This is a genomic window from Streptomyces sp. NPDC002669, from assembly GCF_042889165.1.
Lineage (GTDB): Bacteria > Actinomycetota > Actinomycetes > Streptomycetales > Streptomycetaceae > Streptomyces.
Genome location: NZ_JBIAQQ010000016.1, coordinates 128,937 through 146,568, shown reverse-complemented (window position 1 = coordinate 146,568; position 17,632 = coordinate 128,937). Strand labels below are relative to the sequence as shown.

Below are 17,632 nucleotides of genomic sequence, written 5' to 3'. Positions count from 1 at the left end.
GCCGAGGAGCCGCCCGGGGCGGGTCAGTCGACGAAGACCGCGGCCTCGTACACCCAGGCCCCGTCGTGCCGGACGAACCGGCTCTTCTCGTGGAGCGAGTCCGGCCGGCCGTCGTCCGTGTAATGCGCGCGGAAGGTGACCGTTCCCGTGGTGTGGAACGCGCTGCCCTCCGTCGTCTCCAGTACCTCCAGGCGCACCCACCGCATGTGGGGGTCGAAGTCGACGGCGGGCGGCCGGGTGTCGGGGTGCCAGGTGCGCAGCAGATATGCCGCGTCCCGTACGACGAAGGCGGCGTACCTGGAGCGCATCAGCGACTCGCAGGTCGGCGCGGCGGCGGTCCCGGCGTGCAGGCGACCGCAGCAGTCCGCGTAGGTGGCGGGCAGGCCGCACGGGCACGGCGATCCCGCGGTGGTGCCGGGGGTCCGTGCTCCGGCGGTGGCGGGCCGTCCCGGTCGTGTGGTGCGTCGTGACATGCGCCCATTGTGACCTGCGGTACGACCGGTCCGGAACGCCGGTGCGCACCGGGCGGGGGCGGTCGGCCGGTACGGGCGCCGCGGCCGGGGCCGACGGGTCGGGGCCCGGCGGGCGGTCAGGGCTTGCGGGCCACGCCCGCGTAGCCCGGGATGGGCCCGTCGCCGGCGACCTCGACGACCTCGCCGAGTTCCGGGTGCCAGTCCGCGGAGAGCGAGACGCCCGGCTCGACGAGTTCGAGCCCGTCGAAGAACATGGCGACCTCGGCGTGGGAGCGCAGGCGCAGCGTCATTCCGCGGGCCTTGTACAGGGCGGACGCCCGGGCCGCGCTGTCGGGGTCGAAGTCCCCGGTGGTGTGCGAGAGCACCAGGTAGCTGCCGGAGGGGAGCCGCTCGACCAGGCGGTCGACGAGTTCGGACGCGCCGTCCTCGTCGTCCAGGAAGTGCAGCAGCGCCAGCAGCGACAGCGCGATCGGCTCGTCGAAGTCGAGGACCGACCCGGCCGCCTCGAGGATGACCTCCGGCCTGCGGGCGTCGGCCTGGATGTACTCGGTGGCGCCCTCGGGCGTGGAGCGCAGCAGGGCCGCCGCGTGGGCGAGGACGATCGGGTCGTTGTCGCAGTAGACGACCCGCGCGTCCGGGGCGGCCCGCTGGGCGATCTGGTGGAGGTTGGGTTCGGTCGGTATGCCGGTGCCGATGTCGAGGAACTGGCGGATGCCGTTCTCGGCCAGCCACCGGGTGGCCCGGTGCATGAAGGCCCGGTTCACCCGGGCCATGTCCCGTCCCCTGGCGTCGAGGGCCAGCAGCTGTCGGGCCATCTGCTCGTCGACCGGGTAGTTGTCCTTGCCGCCGAGGAACCAGTCGTACATCCGTGCGGGATGGGGCTTGCTGGTGTCGATCTCGACGACTCGGGGGTCGTGCCCGGTCATAGCGCGCTCCATGGGTCCATAGGTCGGCGGACAACAGCAGTGTGGAACGGGAACGGCGGCGGTGCTGCGGATTCGGGTGAGAAGGCCGGTTCGGGCGAGCGCTCCGGCCGGGTCCGGGTGGGCGGTCGGTCCGGACGGGGAAGCGGGTCAGGTGAGGAGGAAGTCCGCCTGGCCGGACTTGGCCCCCTGGATGAAGGCGGCGATCTCGCCGTGGGAGTAGATCAGGGCGGGGCCGTCGGGATCGGAGGACTGGCGCACGGCGACCCTGCCGTCGGAAAGCTTCATCGCTTCGACGCAGTTGCCCCCGTTCCCACCGCTCCACGGCTTGTGCCAGCCCTCGGTGCCGAGATCGGCGGCCGGCATGCCGTTGTATATGGGATCCATCACAGCTCCTTGCGGAAGTCCCGGAGGATTTCCTTCGTGCGTTGTGCAGTGGCGGCCTGAGCCGCCATGCGGTCCATGACTTCGAGGTAGGAGGCCACCTCGGGGCGCGCGTCGAAGTAGACGGCTCCGGTCAGGTACTCGCTGTAAACCATGTCGGGGAGTTCGGGGACGCCGAACCGGAACAGGACGAACGGGCCGTAGGTGCCCGGGTGGTGCCCCGTCGAGAATTCCGCGATCTGGAGTGTCACATGGGGCAGCTCGGTCGCTTCGAGCAGCCGGTCGATCTGTCCCCGCATGGCCTCGACGCTGCCGACGGGACGGCGCAGCACCGTCTCGTCCATCACCACCCACAGCTTCGGGGCGTCCGGTCTGGTCAGCAGGGACTGGCGCTGCATCCGCAGCGCCACATGGCGTTCTATGTCCTCGGGTCTGGTCTGGCCGACGGCCCCGGTGCGCATCACCGAGCGCGCGTAGTCCTCGGTCTGGAGCAGGCCGGGGACGAAGTGCGGCTCGTACATGCGCAGGAGGCTCGCGGCGCCCTCCAGACTGACGTACATGCTGAACCAGTCGGGCAGCACGTCGTGGAAACGCTGCCACCAGCCGGGCTTGTTGGCCTCCTCGGCCAGCTCCACGAAGGCCTCGGCCTCGTCGTCGGCGACCCCGTACGCCTTCAGCAGCATCTGCACGTAGGGGATCTTGAGAGCGACCTCGGCGGTCTCCATCCTGCGTACCGTCGCAGGCGCGACCCGCAGAACCTTGGCGGCCTGGTCGCGGTTCAGGCCGACGCGCTCCCGCAGATCCTGCAGGCGCTTGCCGAGAACGACCTGACCCACGGTCGGGGCGGACCGCGGTTCGCTCACTTCAGACCTCCCCATGCGCTGTTTGCGAGCAGTGTGCCATGCATGGGCCATCCAGAACACAGCCACTCTGAAAATTTCAGAGTGCCCCTTGCCAAGTGTTCACGACAGGGGGAGAGTTGGTGAGTGAACCAGTTCACGAAGTCGCGCCGGCCCTCATTCGCGTGAGAGCGCGGAGCGTGACGCAGCCCCCACTGTGAGGAATCGGTTGTGGCACCTGGCAGTGCGCTCATCCCCCGGCTCATGGATCTCAGTCCCGGGACGGAGGCGCTCCGGTACTGCTTCGCGCTGCCCGCGCACCCCGAGTCGGTGGCCGGCGCACGGCGGCTGACCCGGGCCCGGCTCGACCAGTGGCGGATGGACGCGGACACCCATGACGCGGCGATCCTGATCGTCTCGGAGCTGGTGACCAACGCGGTGGTGCACACCGTGAGCACGCGCGTCGTGTGCGAGCTGCACCGCCTCCACGGGCGGCTGCGCATAGCCGTGCAGGACCAGGGGCGCCAGCCCGGCGGGCCGCAGTTGCGCCGCGCCTCCGACGACGAGCACGGCCGCGGCCTGCTGCTCGTCGACGCGATGTGCAGCGCCTGGGGCTCCCGCGACACGGGCAACGGCTCGGGCCGCATCGTCTGGGCGGAGCTGTCGCACGGCCCGGAGCAGCCATGTTGAAGAACGCGATGTCCCACCTGCGCAGGGCCCGCCGCCCCCGCGATCCCCGGCTCACCACGGACACGGTGCGCCTGCCGCTGCCGCCCGCGTTGTCGGCGAGCCTGGGCTGCGACGCGGTGGGGGTTCCGGCCAGGTACGGCTTCCGGCTGATGTCCCATCTGCCGCGCACCGGCTGCGTCTTCGCGGACGCCGACCGCTGGTGGTGGATCGTGCCCGCGGGCTCGGATCTCGATCTGGACTGGCCGCAGCAGGTCGCCTACGCGAAAGGGGCCTATGTCCCCGCCGCGCGCCCCCGGTTGATCCACCAGCCCGACAACCGCACGCCGTACACCCCGCCCATTCCGCTCTTCCTGATGGTGTGCCAAGTGACCGGTGTGGCCCCGTCGTGGGCGCCGTCCGGCGGCGAGCGCGCCATCTCCGCCCCCTGAAGCCCCCGTCCGTGACGCGGGGGTGACCGGCGCCCCTGCCGGCCGCACACCCCGTTCACTCACGGAACGTGACGGACTCGACCGCGACGGACCGCGGACCGCCTCCGCCGCGACCGGCCACGGACCACTGCGGCACCGACGCCGGGACGGGCGACGGAGCGGCGTCTTCCGCCCGCGATGCGGCAGCAACCACTTTTCGCACACCGGCCGCAGCAGCCGCGCCGGAAAGACCCCTTGCCCGGGTGCGCACTTCCGTGCACTCGATGACCTGCGGCTTTCCTCGTCGGACACCCCGGACACCTCGCGCTGTCAGTGGTCCGTTCTACTGTGGCACCACTGATCGAGGAGCTCGCGGCGGTGCGAGTCGAAAGTGACGAAGGGGGCGGGGCTGTGCGTCGCTGGGAGTACGTCGAGGGCAGTGCGTCGAAGTTCTGGGAGACCGAGGCCGTGGGCACCGTGGTGACGGTGCGCTACGGCCGGTGCGGCAGCGACGGACGTACGCAGACGAAGGAGTACGCGTCGGCGGAGGCCGCCGCGGCCCAGGTCCTCAAGACGATCGCGGAGAAGGAGAAGAAGGGCTACCGCGAGGTCGGAACGTCCGCCTCCCGCCCCTCCGGCCCGGGCTCCTCCGATTCCGCTTCCGGCTCCGTCCCCGTCGAGTCTTCCGCGGCCGTCCCCGTTCCGGGCGGGACTTCCACGGCCGCCCCCGGGGAGGGCACGGTGACGCTCCCCGACGAGGACACCTTCGTACTGCCCGCCAACTGGAGGCGGGTGCTCCATCCACGGCGCGGCGGGGTGCGCCGGGTGCCGGGCAAGCCCGCCAAGGGTGCCTTCGACACGATCGAGGCCGCGATCTCGGACCACATGGCCTGGATCCAGGAGTTCCTGGACGCACCGACCTCGGATGCCGGGGTGGCCGAACAGCTGCGGGCGCATCTCGGCGGCAGCCCCACACCGGTCGGCGCGGCCGCGCTGGCCTCGATCGTCGAGACGTCCGTGCCGAACTCCGTGTGGGCGGACTTCTGGGTCTCGCGGTACGGCCTGCCGTTCGCCGCACGGACGGCGGCCGAGGTGTTCTCGGTCCGGGGCACCTGGCAGCGCGGCGGCGGCAAGCGCGGCGCACCCCGGCTGGTCGCCTTCCAGGAGCCGCACTACTACTGGGCGCAGGAGCACCGGGCCCCGATCGACCGGGTCCGTACCCTTCTCGCCGCGGCCGACGAGGACACCTACCGGGCGGCCGTCGAGGCACTGGCCCGGTGCCGGACCGACATGCCGCACAGGATCCTCGTCTCCTACCTCGTGCCGAGCGAGACGGAGTGGGTGGACGAGCTCTGCGCGGATCCCGAGGTGACCGGCAGTCAGCACCGCATCCTGCGGGCGATGGTGTTCAACTCGCTGGGTTCCGCCGAGCAGATGGCCCGGTTCTCCCCCTCCTCGGACTTCATCGACAACGTCGCGTTCATCGCGACGGCCGCCGAGGGCATCGGCCCGGCCATCGCCCCCCATCTCGTCGAGGTTCTGGACCGGTCCGACCGCTACTACTCGGAGAGCGTGAAGCTCGCCGCCGATTCCCTGGTCGAGCTGCCCACCGACGAGGCGTTCCTCGCCCTGTTGTCCCATGTGGACTCGAAGCAGGTCCGCCCCTCCCTCCTCACGGCCATGAGCCGCTACCCGGTGCGGGCGGTGCGGCTGCTGGCCGCGAAGGTCGCCGCCGCCGGCCCGAAGGGCTCCTCCGGCCTGGTGCCGCAGCTGCTCCAGGGGCACGTCGGCGCCCACCGCGACGTGGTGACACTGGCACTCGACGGCCTCGCCCCGGAGGTCGTGGAGATCGTCGAGCCGCTGCTCAACCCGGCTGACCTGATCGCCGACGCGCCGGCCGACTCCCTGCCCGCCGCGCTGACGTCGCCGCCCTGGTCCCGGCCCCGCACCGAGCTGAAGAACGAGGTCGTACAGGGGCTGACCGCCGAGGCCGAACCCTCGGTCCAGTGGCTTCCCGAGGAGCAGGCCGCGTGGACGGCCACCTCCTCCTGGTACACCGCCAGGCCCGACGACGACTCCTGGGAGAAGGAGGTCGCCGCCCTGAAGCACAGCCTGGCCCGGGGCAGCCTGCACCCTGCCTGGTTCTTCGTCCACGGCGACGAGGAGCAGGTCGCCCCGCTGCTCGCCACCTGGGACCCGACCGACCTGTGGGCCGGTGAGGAGACGCTCAAGCCGGTCGCCGCCCGGTTCGGTCTCGCCGCGCTGCCGCTGCTGCTGCGCGCAGTGCCCCGGCAGCCCGCCTCGCTCGCCCCGCTGTTCCTGCCCTTCGTCGACGTGCAGGTCGCCCGGCACATGGCGAACTGGGCGGTCCGCCTCAAGTCCACCGCGGCCACCGCCCGCGCCTGGTTCGCCCGGCACGGTGTGGCGGCCGCCCCGCTCCTGGTGCCGGACGCCGTCGGAAAGGCGGGCACCGCACGGCGCGCCGCGGAGCAGGCACTGCTGCACATCGCCTCGACGCACGGCGACGACGTGGTGCGCGAAGCCGCCCGGACGTACGGCGAGGAGGCCGCGGCGGCGGTGGCGGGCCTGCTGTCGATCGACCCGCTGGAGCGGGCGCTGCCCGCCAAAATGCCGGTACTGCCCGGCTGGGCGGAGCCCGCGCTCCTGCCGCAGATCAAGGTCCGTTCCGGTGGTGCGCTGCCGGCGGCGTCGGTGCGGCACGCCGTGATGATGCTGGCGCTGTCGAAGCCCGGCGAGGTGTACCCCGGCGTCGAGGTGCTGACCGGGACCGCCGAGGCCGCCTCGCTCGCCGAGTTCGCCTGGGCCCTGTTCGAGCAGTGGCGGATGGCGAACCTGCCCGCGAAGGAGTCGTGGGCGCTGCAGGCACTGGGGCTGCTGGGCGACGACGAGACGGTGCGCCGGCTCACCCCGGTGATCCGGGCCTGGCCCGGGGAGTCGGCGCACCACCGGGCCGTGGAGGGCCTCGACGTGCTGGCCGCCATCGGCAGCGACGTGGCCCTGCTGCATCTGCACGGCATCGCGCAGCGGGTGAAGTTCAAGGCGCTCAAGGAACGGGCCGGGGAGAAGATCGCCGAGGTCGCCGAGACACTGGGGCTGACCGGGGAACAGCTCTCCGACCGGCTCGTGCCCGACCTCGGGCTGGACGCGGACGGCTCGACGGTCGTCGACTACGGTCCCCGTTCGTTCACGGTCGGTTTCGACGAGCAGTTGCGACCGTACGTGCTGGACGGGGACGGCAAGCGCCGCAAGGACCTGCCGAAGCCGGGTGCCCGCGACGACGCGGAGCTCGCCCCGGCGGAGCGCAAGCGGTTCATGACGCTCAAGAAGGACGTCCGGACGATCGCCTCGGACCAGGTGCGCCGGCTGGAGGCCGCGATGGTGGCCGAACGCTCCTGGACGGCCGAGGAGTTCCGGAAGCTGTTCGTCGAGCATCCGTTGATGTGGCACCTGGTGCGTCGGCTGGTGTGGCTGAGCGAGGCGGAGGACGGAGCGCGCACCGCGTTCCGGGTGGCGGAGGACCGCACGTTCGCCGACGCGGAGGACGAGGTGTTCGTCCTGGCCGACGACGCGACGGTTCGGCTCGCGCACCCCTTGCACCTGGGTGACGAACTGGCCGCCTGGTCCGAGGTGTTCGCCGACTACGAGATCCTCCAGCCCTTCCCGCAGCTCGGGCGGAGCGTGTCCGTCCTGTCCGGGGAGGAGGCCGACGCCTACCGGCTCCCCCGGTTCGAGGGGCTCAAGGTTCCGGTCGGGAAGGTGCTCGGGCTGCAGCGGCGCGGCTGGGAGCGCGGGGTGCCGCAGGACGCCGGGGTGGAGCGCTGGATCTCCAAGCGCCTGGGCGACGACTGCTACCTGGTGATCGCGCTGGACCCGGGCATCGCGGTCGGCGTGGTCGACATGTTCCCCGACCAGACCCTGGAGACGGTCTGGCTCGACCGCCGGCCCAATGACCACTGGGGGCGTGGCGGATACCCGCTCCGGTTCACCGGACTGGACGCGGTGACCGTGTCCGAGCTCCTCGGTGACCTGGCCGAACTCACGGAGGGCGTCGCATCATGACCGTACGGGACGAGACGCGCGGGGGCACGCCGGACGACGGCCCGGTCGCGGTGCAGCGGCCCCCGGCCGAGGTGCGGTACGCCGAGGAGCTGGCCGCGCTGCGCGCCGAGGACAACGATCCCCGCCCGCCCGGCTGGGAGTTGAGCCTGCGGGCCGCCCGCCGGTTCATCGTCGGCGACGCCGGTACGGGCATCAGCCGGAAGTTCGTCGGCAACCCCTCGCTGGTGGACCGGGCCCTGGTGACACTGGCGACGAGCCGCGGGCTGATGCTGGTCGGGGAGCCGGGCACGGCCAAGTCGCTGCTGTCCGAACTGATCGCGGCCGCGGTCAGCGGGGACTCGACGCTGACGGTGCAGGGCGGCGCCGCCACCACCGAGGACCAGATCAAGTACGGGTGGAACTACGCGCTGCTGGTCGCCGAGGGACCCTCCGCCCGGTCGCTCGTCCCGGCCCCGATGCTGCGCGGCATGGCGGAGGGCAGGCTGGTGCGGTTCGAGGAGATCACCCGCTGTCCGCTGGAGGTGCAGGACTCGCTGCTGTCGCTGCTCTCCGAGCGGGTGGTGGCCGTCCCCGAGCTGACCGGGCCCGAGGGCATGGTCTTCGCCCGGCAGGGCTTCAACGTCATCGCCACGGCCAACACCCGGGACCGGGGCGTCAACGAGATGAGCGCGGCTCTCAAGCGGCGGTTCAACTTCGAGACGGTGTTCCCCATCCCCGACCTGGACACCGAACTGGCCCTGGTCGAGGCCGAGGTGACGACCCTGCTGCGGCGTTCGGGAGTGGAGCCGCCGCCGGACCGGGACGTGCTGGAGGTGCTGGTCGGCACCTTCCGGGAGCTGCGCGCGGGCACCGGCGGCAAGGACGGGGCCGGTGGCCCGGACCGTCCCACGGCGGTGATGAGCACGGCGGAGGCCGTCTCGGTCGCCCACGCCGTGGGGGTGCGCGGCTGGTTCCTGCGCGGCGAGCCGGGCAGTGCCGCCGACGTGGTGGCCTGCCTGGCGGGGACGGCGGCGAAGGACAGTCCGGAGGACCTGGCCCGGCTGCGCCGCTATCTGGAGCAGCAGGTGTCGCGCCGTCAGGGCCCGCAGTGGAAGGCCCTGTACGACGCGCGCCATCTGCTGGCCGACTGATGCCCGCGGTGTTCCTGGGGGTGCGCCACCACTCCCCCGCCTGCGCGCGGCTCGTCGAGCGGACCGTCGAGGAGCTCCGGCCCGCCCTGGTGCTGATCGAGGGTCCGGCCGAGATGAACGGCCGGCTGGACGAGCTGCTGCTCGGCCACGAGCTGCCGGTCGCGGTGTTCAGCCATTACCGCGACGAGCAGCGTGCCGCGACGTCCTGGGCCCCGCTGTGCGACTACTCGCCCGAGTGGGTCGCGCTGCGGGCTGGGCGGGCGGCCGGGGCCGAGGTCCGTTTCATCGACCTCCCGGCCTGGCATCCCGCGTTCGCCGAGCGCACCAACCGTTACGCCGACGCGGAGATCCGCTACGCGGAGGCGACGGAGCGGCTGTGCCGGCATTTCGCGGTGGATTCCTCCGACGCCCTCTGGGACCGCCTGTTCGAGGTCGAGCCGTACGACGGCCTCGCCGACCGGCTCGACGCGTACTTCGCGCTGGTCCGGGGCGACGCGGCGGCCGACGCGGGCGACCGTGCCCGCGAAACGTACATGGCGGCGTGGGTCCGGGCCGCGGTCGGGGCGGCCGGGAACCGGCCGGTACTGGTGGTCACCGGCGGCTTCCACCAGCCCGCGCTCCGCGCGCTCACCGCCTCCGGCGGGGAGGGGGACGCGGGGGACGACGACTGGGAACGGGGCGAGGACGGGTGGCCGCTGGTGCCCGCCCCGCCGGACGGTGCCATGGCCGGGAGCTTCCTCGTGCCGTACTCCTTCCGGCAGTTGGACGCGTTCGCGGGGTACCAGTCGGGAATGCCGTCGCCGGGCTACTACCAGCGGGTGTGGGACTTGGGGCCCCGAGCCGCCGCGGACGACCTGCTGCGGGTGGTCGTCGAGCGGCTGCGGGCGCGGAAGTTCCCGGTGTCCACCGCCGACCTGATCGCCGCCCGGAGCCTGGCGCAGGGGCTCACCACGTTGCGCGGCCACCCGTCCCCGGCGCGGATCGACGTGCTGGACGGGCTCGCGGGGGCCCTGATCACGGACGACCTCGACCAGCCGCTGCCGTGGACGGCGCGCGGCACCCTGTCGACGGGCGTCCACCCCGCGGTCGTCGAGATGCTCGCCGCCTGCGGCGGTGACCGCACCGGCCGTCTCCACCCCGGTACTCCCGCGCCGCCGTTGGTGCACGACGTGGCGGCGCGGCTCGCCGCGCTGGCGCTCGACGGCGACGCGGGCGCCGCGTACCGGCTGGACCTCACGGACGCCGCCGATCTGGAGCGCAGCCGGGCGCTGCACCGGCTGCGCGTGCTGGGGATACCCGGTCACGTGCGGACGTCCGGTCCCGAGCACGGGATCGATCCCGTCTTCACCGAGCGCTGGGAGACGCAGACCGCCCCGGGCCGCGAGGCCGCGCTGGTGGAGGCGGGGGCGTACGGCGCGACCCTGGCGGAGGCGGCGGCCGTCGCACTCGCCGAACGGACGCGTGCCGCCACGACCGGGGCCGACGACCTGGCGAAGACGCTGTTCGACGCCGTGCTGTGCGGAATGGACGGTTTCTCGGAGCAGCTGCTCGGTGAACTGTCCTCCCGGGTCGGCGGGTTGCGGACGGTGGGGCCGCTCGGCGGCATACTCGCCACGGCGTTGGGGCTGTGGCGGCACGACCGGGTGTTCGGAATGGCGCACGGTCCGCTGCTCGCCGCCGTGATCGAGGGGGCGACGGCGCGGTTGCTGTGGCTCCTGGAGGGTGCGCGCGGCGCCGCGGGGGTGGACCGGCCCCGGCTGCGGGCCGTGGTCGCGGTGCGGGACACGGTGGTGCACGCGCCGGACCTGCTGCCCGTCACGCGTGCGACGGTGGCCGGGATCGCCCGACGGATCAGCGACGATCCGCAGGCGCCGGTCGATCTGCGCGGTGCCGCCTTCGGGCTGTACCGGGCCCTGGCCGAGGAGCCGGACGCCGCCGGTGACCCGGCCGACGCGGTCCGTGCGGTGGCGCGGGCCGGGGCGGACGCCCTCGGCGACTGGCTGGCCGGGCTGTTCGCGCTCGCCCGCGACGAGGTGACCGGTGTGGTGGGCGAGGACGGGGCCGGGGGCGGGTCGTTGATCGACGTGCTGGACGGTCTGGTCCTCGCCCTGCCCGACGAGGAGTTCCTGGCCGGGCTGCCCGCGCTGCGGCAGGCGTTCGCGTTCTTCCCGCCCCGCGAACGGGAGCGGATCGCCGGCCGGCTGCTGGAGCGGCGCGGGGTGCGCGGTTCGTCGCGTTCCCTGCTGCGGACCACCGCGGACCCCCTGCTGATCGCCGGGGCCCGGACGCTGGAGGAGTCCGTGTCCCGCCTGCTGGCCCGTTACGACCTGGGAGCCACCCCATGACCACGCACGGACACGCGCCCGAGCCTGCGCCCACGCCCGAGGAGGAGCGCGGCACGGCTCCCGACGCGGGGCTGGAACGCTGGCGGCTGGTGCTCGGTTCCCCCGCCGAACGGCACACCGGGCAGCTGGGCCCGGGCAACGCCGGCCGGGACGCGGCCCTCGACTGGCTCTACGGCCGCGACCCCGATCTCGCCGGACGGGGGGTGCGCCGTTCCGGTTCCCGGGAAGGCGGTGACGGGCCGTCCGCGGTGACCGCGGTCGACTGGCTCGACGACATCCACCGGCTCTTCCCGAAGGAGACCATCGAACGCCTGGAGCGGGACGCGGTCGAGCGGTACGGCATCCAGGAGATCGTCACCGATCCCGCGGTGCTGGAGCGGGTCGAGCCGAGCGCGACGCTGCTGCGGGCCGTGCTGCGCACCAAGCACCTGATGAACCCCCAGGTGCTGCAACTGGCCCGGCGCATCGTCGAGACGGTGGTGAAACAGCTCCTGGCCAAGCTCCGGCCGGAGGTTCGCCGGGCGTTCCACGGCACCCGTTCCCGCAGGCCCAGCCGGGTGCCCCTGGCCAGGGACTTCGACTTCCGGCAGACCGTGAGGGCCAACCTCGCCCACTACCAGCCGGCCGAGCGCCGGCTGCTCATCGAGCGCGCCCATTTCCACTCCCGTACCCAACGTCACGTGGTGCATTGGCAGTTGATCCTGCTGGTCGACCAGTCGGGCTCGATGGCCGGTTCGGTCATCCACTCCGCGGTGACCGCCGCCTGTCTGTGGGGCCTGCCCGGTCTCAAGACGCATCTGGTCGCCTTCGACACCCAGGTGGTGGACCTGACCGCCGATGTGACCGACCCGGTGGAGCTGCTGATGCGGGTCCAGCTGGGCGGCGGCACCGACATCGCGCGGGCCGTGGAGTACGGCGCGGGGCTGGTGGAGAATCCGCGGCGCACCATCGTCGCGCTGGTCACCGACTTCTACGAGGGCGGCGACGCCTACCGGCTGGTGCGGGCGGTGCGGGGACTGGTGGAGCAGGGCACGACCGTACTGGGGCTGGCCGCGCTCGACGAGGACGCCAACCCCGACTACGACCGCCGGACGGCCGGGCGGCTCGCCGAGGCCGGGGCGCACATCGGGGCGATGACGCCGGGCCGCCTCGCCGAGTTCGTCGCCGAGAGGCTGGGCCGATGACCGACACGTCCACCGGTCGCGCCGACGCGCGGGCCGATCTGCTCGCCCTCACCCCGGACACGCTCGCGGCGCTGGCCAACCGCGGCCTGGTGAAACGGGCCACGAAGGAGCTGGATGCCGGGACGGTGCCCGAGCTCACGACCGATCCGGACGCCACCGTGCGGGCCCGTTTCGACGACGGCACCACCACGTCCCTGCCGCCCGCCGCCGGTCTGGACAACGGCGACTGCAGCTGTTCCGCGCCCGGTGTCTGCCGCCATCTCGTCGCCCTGGTGCTGGCCTACCAGCGCCGGGCAGGGTCGGCCGCGGACGGCGAGCCCGCCCCGGCCGTCGAATGGTCCCCCGGCGACACCGGCGACGAGGCCCTCGCCGAGGCGGTCGGCACCCGCCCGGCCGCCTCGGCCCGTCGCACCTTCGAGCGCGGCTACGGCGCCATGGTGCACCGCCCGACCCCCGGCCATCCCGAGCCCAGGGTCGAACTCCCCACCTGCACGGTGCGTTTCCCGGTGCCCGGCGAGATCGGGTACGCGCTGACGGACGCGGCGGCCGAACTGCGCGGCGAGATGGTGGCGCTCGCGGTGTGGGCGTTCCGGGCCGCCGACGCGACGGGGACCGCGGAGCGTTCCGTGTCCGTCCAGGTCGGGGGCGGCGACCCCGCCGCGGTGTCCGCGCCCCTGTCCGCGCTCGACACGGCCGTCGGGCTGGTGGACGAGCTGCTGGCGGAGGGCGTGGCCCATGTCGGGCCGGTCCACGGCGGCGCCCTGGTGCGTGCCGGTGCCGGGCTGACCGCCGAGTCGATGCACTGGCCCGCGGGGGCGCTCGCCGAGCTGACGGACCAGCTCACCGCGTACGCCGACCGCGGCGCCCATTACCGCCCGGAGTCGGTCGCCGCCCTGATCACCGAGGTGCACGCCCGGCGGCGGGCCGCCGCGCACCCCGGCGTGCTCGGCACCCGCGAGGCCGGGGACACCCCGCTGCGCCGGGTCCGGCTCACCTCGCTCGGCTGCCGGGTCCACGGCACCGGCCGGTCCCTGACCGCCGAGGTGTACTTCGCCCATCCCGGCGCGGGCAACGTCCTCGTGCTGCGCAAGGACTGGACGGCGGCCGAGGGCAAGGAACTCACCGCCCACGGGTTGTCCGCCCGGCGCCTCCTCGCCACTTCGCTCGGTTCGCTGGCCGCCGGGAGCCTGGTCAGCGAGAGCGTGCGGCGCACTCCGAGCCGTGCGCTGACCGTCGCGCGGGGCCGGCTCGGCGCGACGACCATCACCCCCGTCGGCACCGCCTGGACCGAGCTGCCCGAGCCGTTGCTCGTACGGGACCTGGCCGCGCTGACGGCGGGCTGGGAGGGCCGCCCGCCCCGGCTGATCCGGCCGCGGGTGGAGGCGGAGAGCGTCCATGTCGTCGCGCTGTCGGCGGTGGAGAGCGTCGGCTACGACCCGGCCGAGCAGCGTCTTGAGGCCGTCGTGCTCGATGCCTCGGGGTCCCGGGCGGTGGTGGCGTCGGAGTACCGGCCGCAGTGCCCCGGTGCGCTGGACGCCCTGGCCGATGCGCTGGAGAGCGGCGCCACGCACGTGAGCGGTTCGGTGCACCGCTCGGGCGGCGGGGTGCGGATCGATCCGCTCGGGGTGCTCACTCCGGCCGGGGTGGTCGTGCCCGACCTCGCCCCGGGTGACGGCTCCACGGCCCTGGCGGCGGTGGCGCGGCGGTCCGCCGATCCGCTGGCGGCGGTGCTGGAGGAGGCGATGTCCGCCATGTCGGCGGTGGCGCACAGCGGGCTGCGCCATCTGAACGCCCCCGCCCGGTCCCGTATCGACGACTCCGTGACCGCGCTGTCCCGCACCGGCCTGACCCGTGCCGCGACGCTGCTCCGCGCCTTCCTCGACACGCTGGACGACGGGTCCGCGCCGGGCGAGGAGGGGTTGGCCGCCCGGTGCGGGGCGTGGCTGGAGGCCCAGCTCCACCTCATGGTCGGCAACGAGCTCCGCTCCGGCCGGGCCTGAGGCCCCGCCGTGTCCGGGCTCAGGGGCGGTTCAGGTAGGCGAGTGCGGGGTGGGCCTCGACGTATCCGTCGACGAGGCGTTCGGCGACGGTCACCGAGTCGACCAGCGGGTGCAGGGCGAATGCCTTCACGGCGGTCGCGCGCGAACCGCTCTCCGATGCTTCCAGGACCGCGCGTTCGACCGCCTTGACCGCGGTGACGAGACCCACGGCATGGTACGGAAGCGGGTCGACGGCGACGGGGCGGGCGCCGTTGGCGTCGACCAGGCACGGCACCTCGATGACGGCTTCGGCGTCGAGCACCTGGAGCGTGGTCCGGTTGGGGACGTTGAGGATGAGCGTGGTCCGTTCGTCGCGGGCGACCGCCCGCATGAGGGCGAGCGCCACCTGCTCGTAACCGCCGGACTCCAGGTCGCTCCCGTCCCGTTCGCCGACCCCGGCGACCTCCCGGTTCTCCGACATGTACGTGGCCTCGCGTTCGGCGCGCGTGCGGTCCCAGGTGGCCAGGGCGGGAGCCGACGGGTCCTTCATCCGGGCGTAGAAGCCCTCCTGCTGCTCGCGGAGGAAGGCACCGCGAGTCTGCTCTGCCTCCTGGTAGGCGCGTACCGCTTCCCGGTTGAAGTAGTAGTAGTGCAGGTACTCGTTGGGGACGGCGCCCAGCGAGCGCAGCCAGTCGGCACCGAACAGCCGGCCCTCCTCGAAGGAGCCGAGGAGGGCCGGGTCCGCGAGCAGCCGCGGGAGTTCGTCCCGGCCGTCGACGCGCAGTCCGCGGACCCAGCCCAGGTGGTTCAGGCCGACGTAGTCGATCCGGGCCCGGTCCGGGTCGGCGCCGAGCACCCGGGCGATGCGGCGGCCGAGGCCCACCGGGGAGTCACAGATGCCGATGACCCGGTCCCCGAGGTGGCGGGACATGGCCTCGGTGACCAGACCGGCCGGGTTGGTGAAGTTGATGACCCAGGCGTCGGGGGCGAGCCGTGCGATGCGCCGGGCCAGGTCGACGGCGACGGGCACGGTGCGCAGCCCGTAGGCGATGCCGCCCGCCCCGACCGTCTCCTGACCGAGCACGCCCCGGTCGAGGGCGACGCGTTCGTCGGCCGCCCGGCCTTCGAGGCCGCCCACCCGGATCGCCGAGAAGACGAAGTCGGCGCCGCGCAACGCCTCGTCGAGGTCGGTGGTGGCACTGACGAGGGGCGCGTCGGGGACGTTCTCGGCCTGCTCGGCGAGCACCCGGGCCACCGCGGCGAGCCGGGCGGTGTCGGTGTCGTAAAGGGTGACCGCCGATACGCGGCCCTCGGCGTGGTCGGCGAGCAGCGCCCCGTACACGAGTGGAACCCGGAATCCGCCGCCGCCCAGAATTGTCAGCTTCACGCTTCCGCATGGTACGGGGACCGGGCACGAACGGCTCCGGGGCGCGGCTCCCGCTTCCGGCCCTGCCGCCACAACCCCCGCTTCCCCTCCCGGCTCGGGGAATCCGTACGAAGGGAATCCGTACAAGCCGCATCCGTACCGACGGGGTCCGGCCCGGTGGCCGCGGACCCACGGTCCGCGGCCACCGGGCCGGATGCCGGTTCCGTTCGCGCCTCGTCGGGACGGGCCGGGTCAGTCGCCGCTCCACCAGCGGGAGACGACCCGCCACAGCCTGGCCGGTGCCGACCGGCCGCGCTGCTGCGGGATGTGGCCCACGGCGGACTGCGCCGCGGGGGCGTTCCCCGTCTCGTCGACGATCGCCGTCATGGCCGCCGCGCCCGTCGTGGCCGGGGCCGGGGCGGGTGCGGGCGGGCGTCCGGGGGTGGGGGCGGTGTGCCGGACGGTCGACTGCACCTCCCAGTCCTGGCGCTGCGCGCTGGGCTTGCCCATGGAGGGCGGTTCCCTGTCGTCCTGCGGCGGACGCGCGGCGAAGTCCGCCGGGAGTTCCACCAGATGCCGGCCCATGATGTTCCCGACCCACTGCAGCTCGCTCTCGTCGACGGCGAGTTCGAGGTCGGGCAGTCGCATCAGCAGGGCGTCGACACCGACGTCGGCGATGGCGCGGCCGATGTCCTGCCCCGGGCATTCGTGCGGGCCGCCGCTGAACGCCAGATGGGCGCGGTTGCCCGCCATGTCGGCGTTCAGGTCGGGCCGTACGACCGGGTCGGTGTTGGCCGGCGCGATGCCGACGATCAGGGCGTCGCCCGCCTTGATCTGCTTGCCGCCCAGTTCGGTGTCGCCGACCGCCCAACGGCCGAAGACCGCGGTGAACGGCGGTTCGTCCCACAGCGTCTGCTCGACCGCCTCGGGCACCGTCATGTGACCACCGCTGAGCCGGGCCCGGAAGCGCGGGTCGGTGAGCACCATCCGCAGGACGTTGGCGATCAGGTTGGCGGTCGCCTCGTAGGAGGCGATGAGGATCAGGCGCAGGTGCTCGCTGACCTCCTGGTCGTTCATCCGCGCGGGATGCTCGATGAGCCAGGTGGCGAAGTCGTCCGCGGGTTCGCGGCGGCGGCGCTGGACGAGCCGGGTCAGCGCCTCCAGGACGTAGGCGTTGCTCGCGACGGCGGTCGCCGTGCCCCGGGTCATGTCGCGGGCTGCCTGGACCATCCGGTCGTTGTACTCCTCGGGCATGCCGATGATCGCGCACATCACCATCATCGGCAGCCGTTCGGCGAACTGGCCGACCAGGTCGACGCGGCCTTCCTGGCAGAAGTCGTTGACCAGCCGGTTGCTGTAGCGGTTGACGTGCCGGCGGACGCCGCGGGTGTCGATGCGGCCCATGCTGTCGGTGACCGCGCCGCGCTGGCGCTCGTGGGTGGCGCCGTCGGCGAAGACGCAGATCGGCTGCCAGGTGAAGATCGGGGCGAGCGGGTGGTCCGGGGCGACACTGCCGTCCTGCAGGGCCCGCCACCGTCGGGAGTCGCGGGAGAACTGCGAGGGGGTACGGGTCATGTGCAGGTTCTCGCTGTGGCCGAGAACCAGCCAGGCGGGCACGTCCCCGTGCAGCAGCACGGGGGCCACGGTGCCGTGTTCGGCGCGCAGTTTCTCGTAGAGCCCGTGGGGGTCCCGCTCGGCCTCCGGGCCGTAGAACCGGCGCAGTCCGCCGGGCCCGATGCCGAGGCCGTGGGCCGGGCACTCGGGGGGCGGAAACGACCCCTGGGCCGCTCCGGACTCGTAGGGAAATGGGGTTGTCACGATCGCTCCAGGGA

General features: G+C 73.3%; 13 protein-coding genes. 7 read left to right on the top strand and 6 right to left on the bottom strand.

Annotation, left to right across the window (positions count from 1 at the left end):
* Positions 1-23 precede the first annotated feature (23 nt).
* The 4 genes from ACFYW1_RS23600 to ACFYW1_RS23585 form a co-directional block, all read right to left on the bottom strand.
* The gene (locus ACFYW1_RS23600) at positions 24-473 is read right to left on the bottom strand and encodes a YchJ family protein (protein ID WP_388996482.1); all 450 of its coding nucleotides are present in this window, start codon (positions 471-473) and stop codon (positions 24-26) included.
* A gap of 116 nt (positions 474-589) precedes the next feature.
* On the bottom strand, positions 590-1,399 hold the full coding sequence (locus ACFYW1_RS23595) for an SAM-dependent methyltransferase (RefSeq protein WP_388996479.1): 810 nt from the start codon (positions 1,397-1,399) through the stop codon (positions 590-592).
* A gap of 147 nt (positions 1,400-1,546) precedes the next feature.
* The gene (locus tag ACFYW1_RS23590; RefSeq protein WP_148832508.1) at positions 1,547-1,783 is read right to left on the bottom strand and encodes a DUF397 domain-containing protein; all 237 of its coding nucleotides are present in this window, start codon (positions 1,781-1,783) and stop codon (positions 1,547-1,549) included.
* A complete protein-coding gene (locus ACFYW1_RS23585; protein ID WP_148832511.1) occupies positions 1,783-2,643 on the bottom strand; it encodes a helix-turn-helix transcriptional regulator in 861 nt (286 codons plus the stop codon). The genes ACFYW1_RS23590 and ACFYW1_RS23585 overlap by 1 nt, the downstream gene beginning before the upstream one ends.
* A gap of 207 nt (positions 2,644-2,850) precedes the next feature.
* On the opposite strand from ACFYW1_RS23585, the gene ACFYW1_RS23580 reads away from it, so the two are divergent.
* From ACFYW1_RS23580 to ACFYW1_RS23550, 7 genes are all read left to right on the top strand, one after another.
* Positions 2,851-3,309 (top strand): ATP-binding protein, encoded by a 459-nt coding sequence (locus ACFYW1_RS23580; RefSeq protein ID WP_388996475.1) that lies wholly within the window; start codon positions 2,851-2,853, stop codon positions 3,307-3,309.
* Entirely contained in the window at positions 3,303-3,737 is a 435-nt protein-coding gene (locus tag ACFYW1_RS23575; protein ID WP_388996472.1) for a hypothetical protein, read from the top strand. The genes ACFYW1_RS23580 and ACFYW1_RS23575 overlap by 7 nt, the downstream gene beginning before the upstream one ends.
* Positions 3,738-4,127: 390 nt before the next feature.
* Positions 4,128-7,796: a WGR and DUF4132 domain-containing protein gene (locus ACFYW1_RS23570; RefSeq protein WP_388996468.1), complete on the top strand. Its 3,669-nt coding sequence runs from the start codon at positions 4,128-4,130 to the stop codon at positions 7,794-7,796.
* Positions 7,793-8,926, top strand: coding sequence for an AAA family ATPase (locus ACFYW1_RS23565; RefSeq protein ID WP_388996465.1), 1,134 nt, complete (start codon positions 7,793-7,795; stop codon positions 8,924-8,926). The genes ACFYW1_RS23570 and ACFYW1_RS23565 overlap by 4 nt, the downstream gene beginning before the upstream one ends.
* Complete coding sequence (locus ACFYW1_RS23560; RefSeq protein ID WP_388996462.1) at positions 8,926-11,271, top strand: DUF5682 family protein; 2,346 nt, start codon at positions 8,926-8,928, stop codon at positions 11,269-11,271. Before ACFYW1_RS23565 ends, ACFYW1_RS23560 begins: the two co-directional genes overlap by 1 nt.
* Complete coding sequence (locus ACFYW1_RS23555; protein WP_388996459.1) at positions 11,268-12,455, top strand: VWA domain-containing protein; 1,188 nt, start codon at positions 11,268-11,270, stop codon at positions 12,453-12,455. The genes ACFYW1_RS23560 and ACFYW1_RS23555 overlap by 4 nt, the downstream gene beginning before the upstream one ends.
* Positions 12,452-14,455 (top strand): hypothetical protein, encoded by a 2,004-nt coding sequence (locus tag ACFYW1_RS23550; protein ID WP_388996456.1) that lies wholly within the window; start codon positions 12,452-12,454, stop codon positions 14,453-14,455. The genes ACFYW1_RS23555 and ACFYW1_RS23550 overlap by 4 nt, the downstream gene beginning before the upstream one ends.
* Positions 14,456-14,474: 19 nt before the next feature.
* Here ACFYW1_RS23550 and ACFYW1_RS23545 read toward each other — a convergent pair whose 3' ends face one another.
* Positions 14,475-15,821, bottom strand: coding sequence for a 6-phospho-beta-glucosidase (locus ACFYW1_RS23545; protein WP_388996453.1), 1,347 nt, complete (start codon positions 15,819-15,821; stop codon positions 14,475-14,477).
* A 231-nt stretch (positions 15,822-16,052) separates the two neighbouring features.
* Positions 16,053-17,618, bottom strand: a complete 1,566-nt coding sequence (locus tag ACFYW1_RS23540) for a cytochrome P450 (RefSeq protein ID WP_388996450.1) — start codon at positions 17,616-17,618, stop codon at positions 16,053-16,055.
* Between the last annotated feature and the right edge of the window lie 14 nt (positions 17,619-17,632).

Coding starts and splice junctions, on each gene's coding strand:
- ACFYW1_RS23600 (WP_388996482.1), bottom strand. CDS start 473: ATGTCACGACGCACCACACGACCGGGACGGCCCGCCACCGCCGGAGCA.
- ACFYW1_RS23595 (WP_388996479.1), bottom strand. CDS start 1,399: ATGACCGGGCACGACCCCCGAGTCGTCGAGATCGACACCAGCAAGCCC.
- ACFYW1_RS23590 (WP_148832508.1), bottom strand. CDS start 1,783: ATGGATCCCATATACAACGGCATGCCGGCCGCCGATCTCGGCACCGAG.
- ACFYW1_RS23575 (WP_388996472.1), top strand. CDS start 3,303: ATGTTGAAGAACGCGATGTCCCACCTGCGCAGGGCCCGCCGCCCCCGC.
- ACFYW1_RS23565 (WP_388996465.1), top strand. CDS start 7,793: ATGACCGTACGGGACGAGACGCGCGGGGGCACGCCGGACGACGGCCCG.
- ACFYW1_RS23560 (WP_388996462.1), top strand. CDS start 8,926: ATGCCCGCGGTGTTCCTGGGGGTGCGCCACCACTCCCCCGCCTGCGCG.
- ACFYW1_RS23555 (WP_388996459.1), top strand. CDS start 11,268: ATGACCACGCACGGACACGCGCCCGAGCCTGCGCCCACGCCCGAGGAG.
- ACFYW1_RS23550 (WP_388996456.1), top strand. CDS start 12,452: ATGACCGACACGTCCACCGGTCGCGCCGACGCGCGGGCCGATCTGCTC.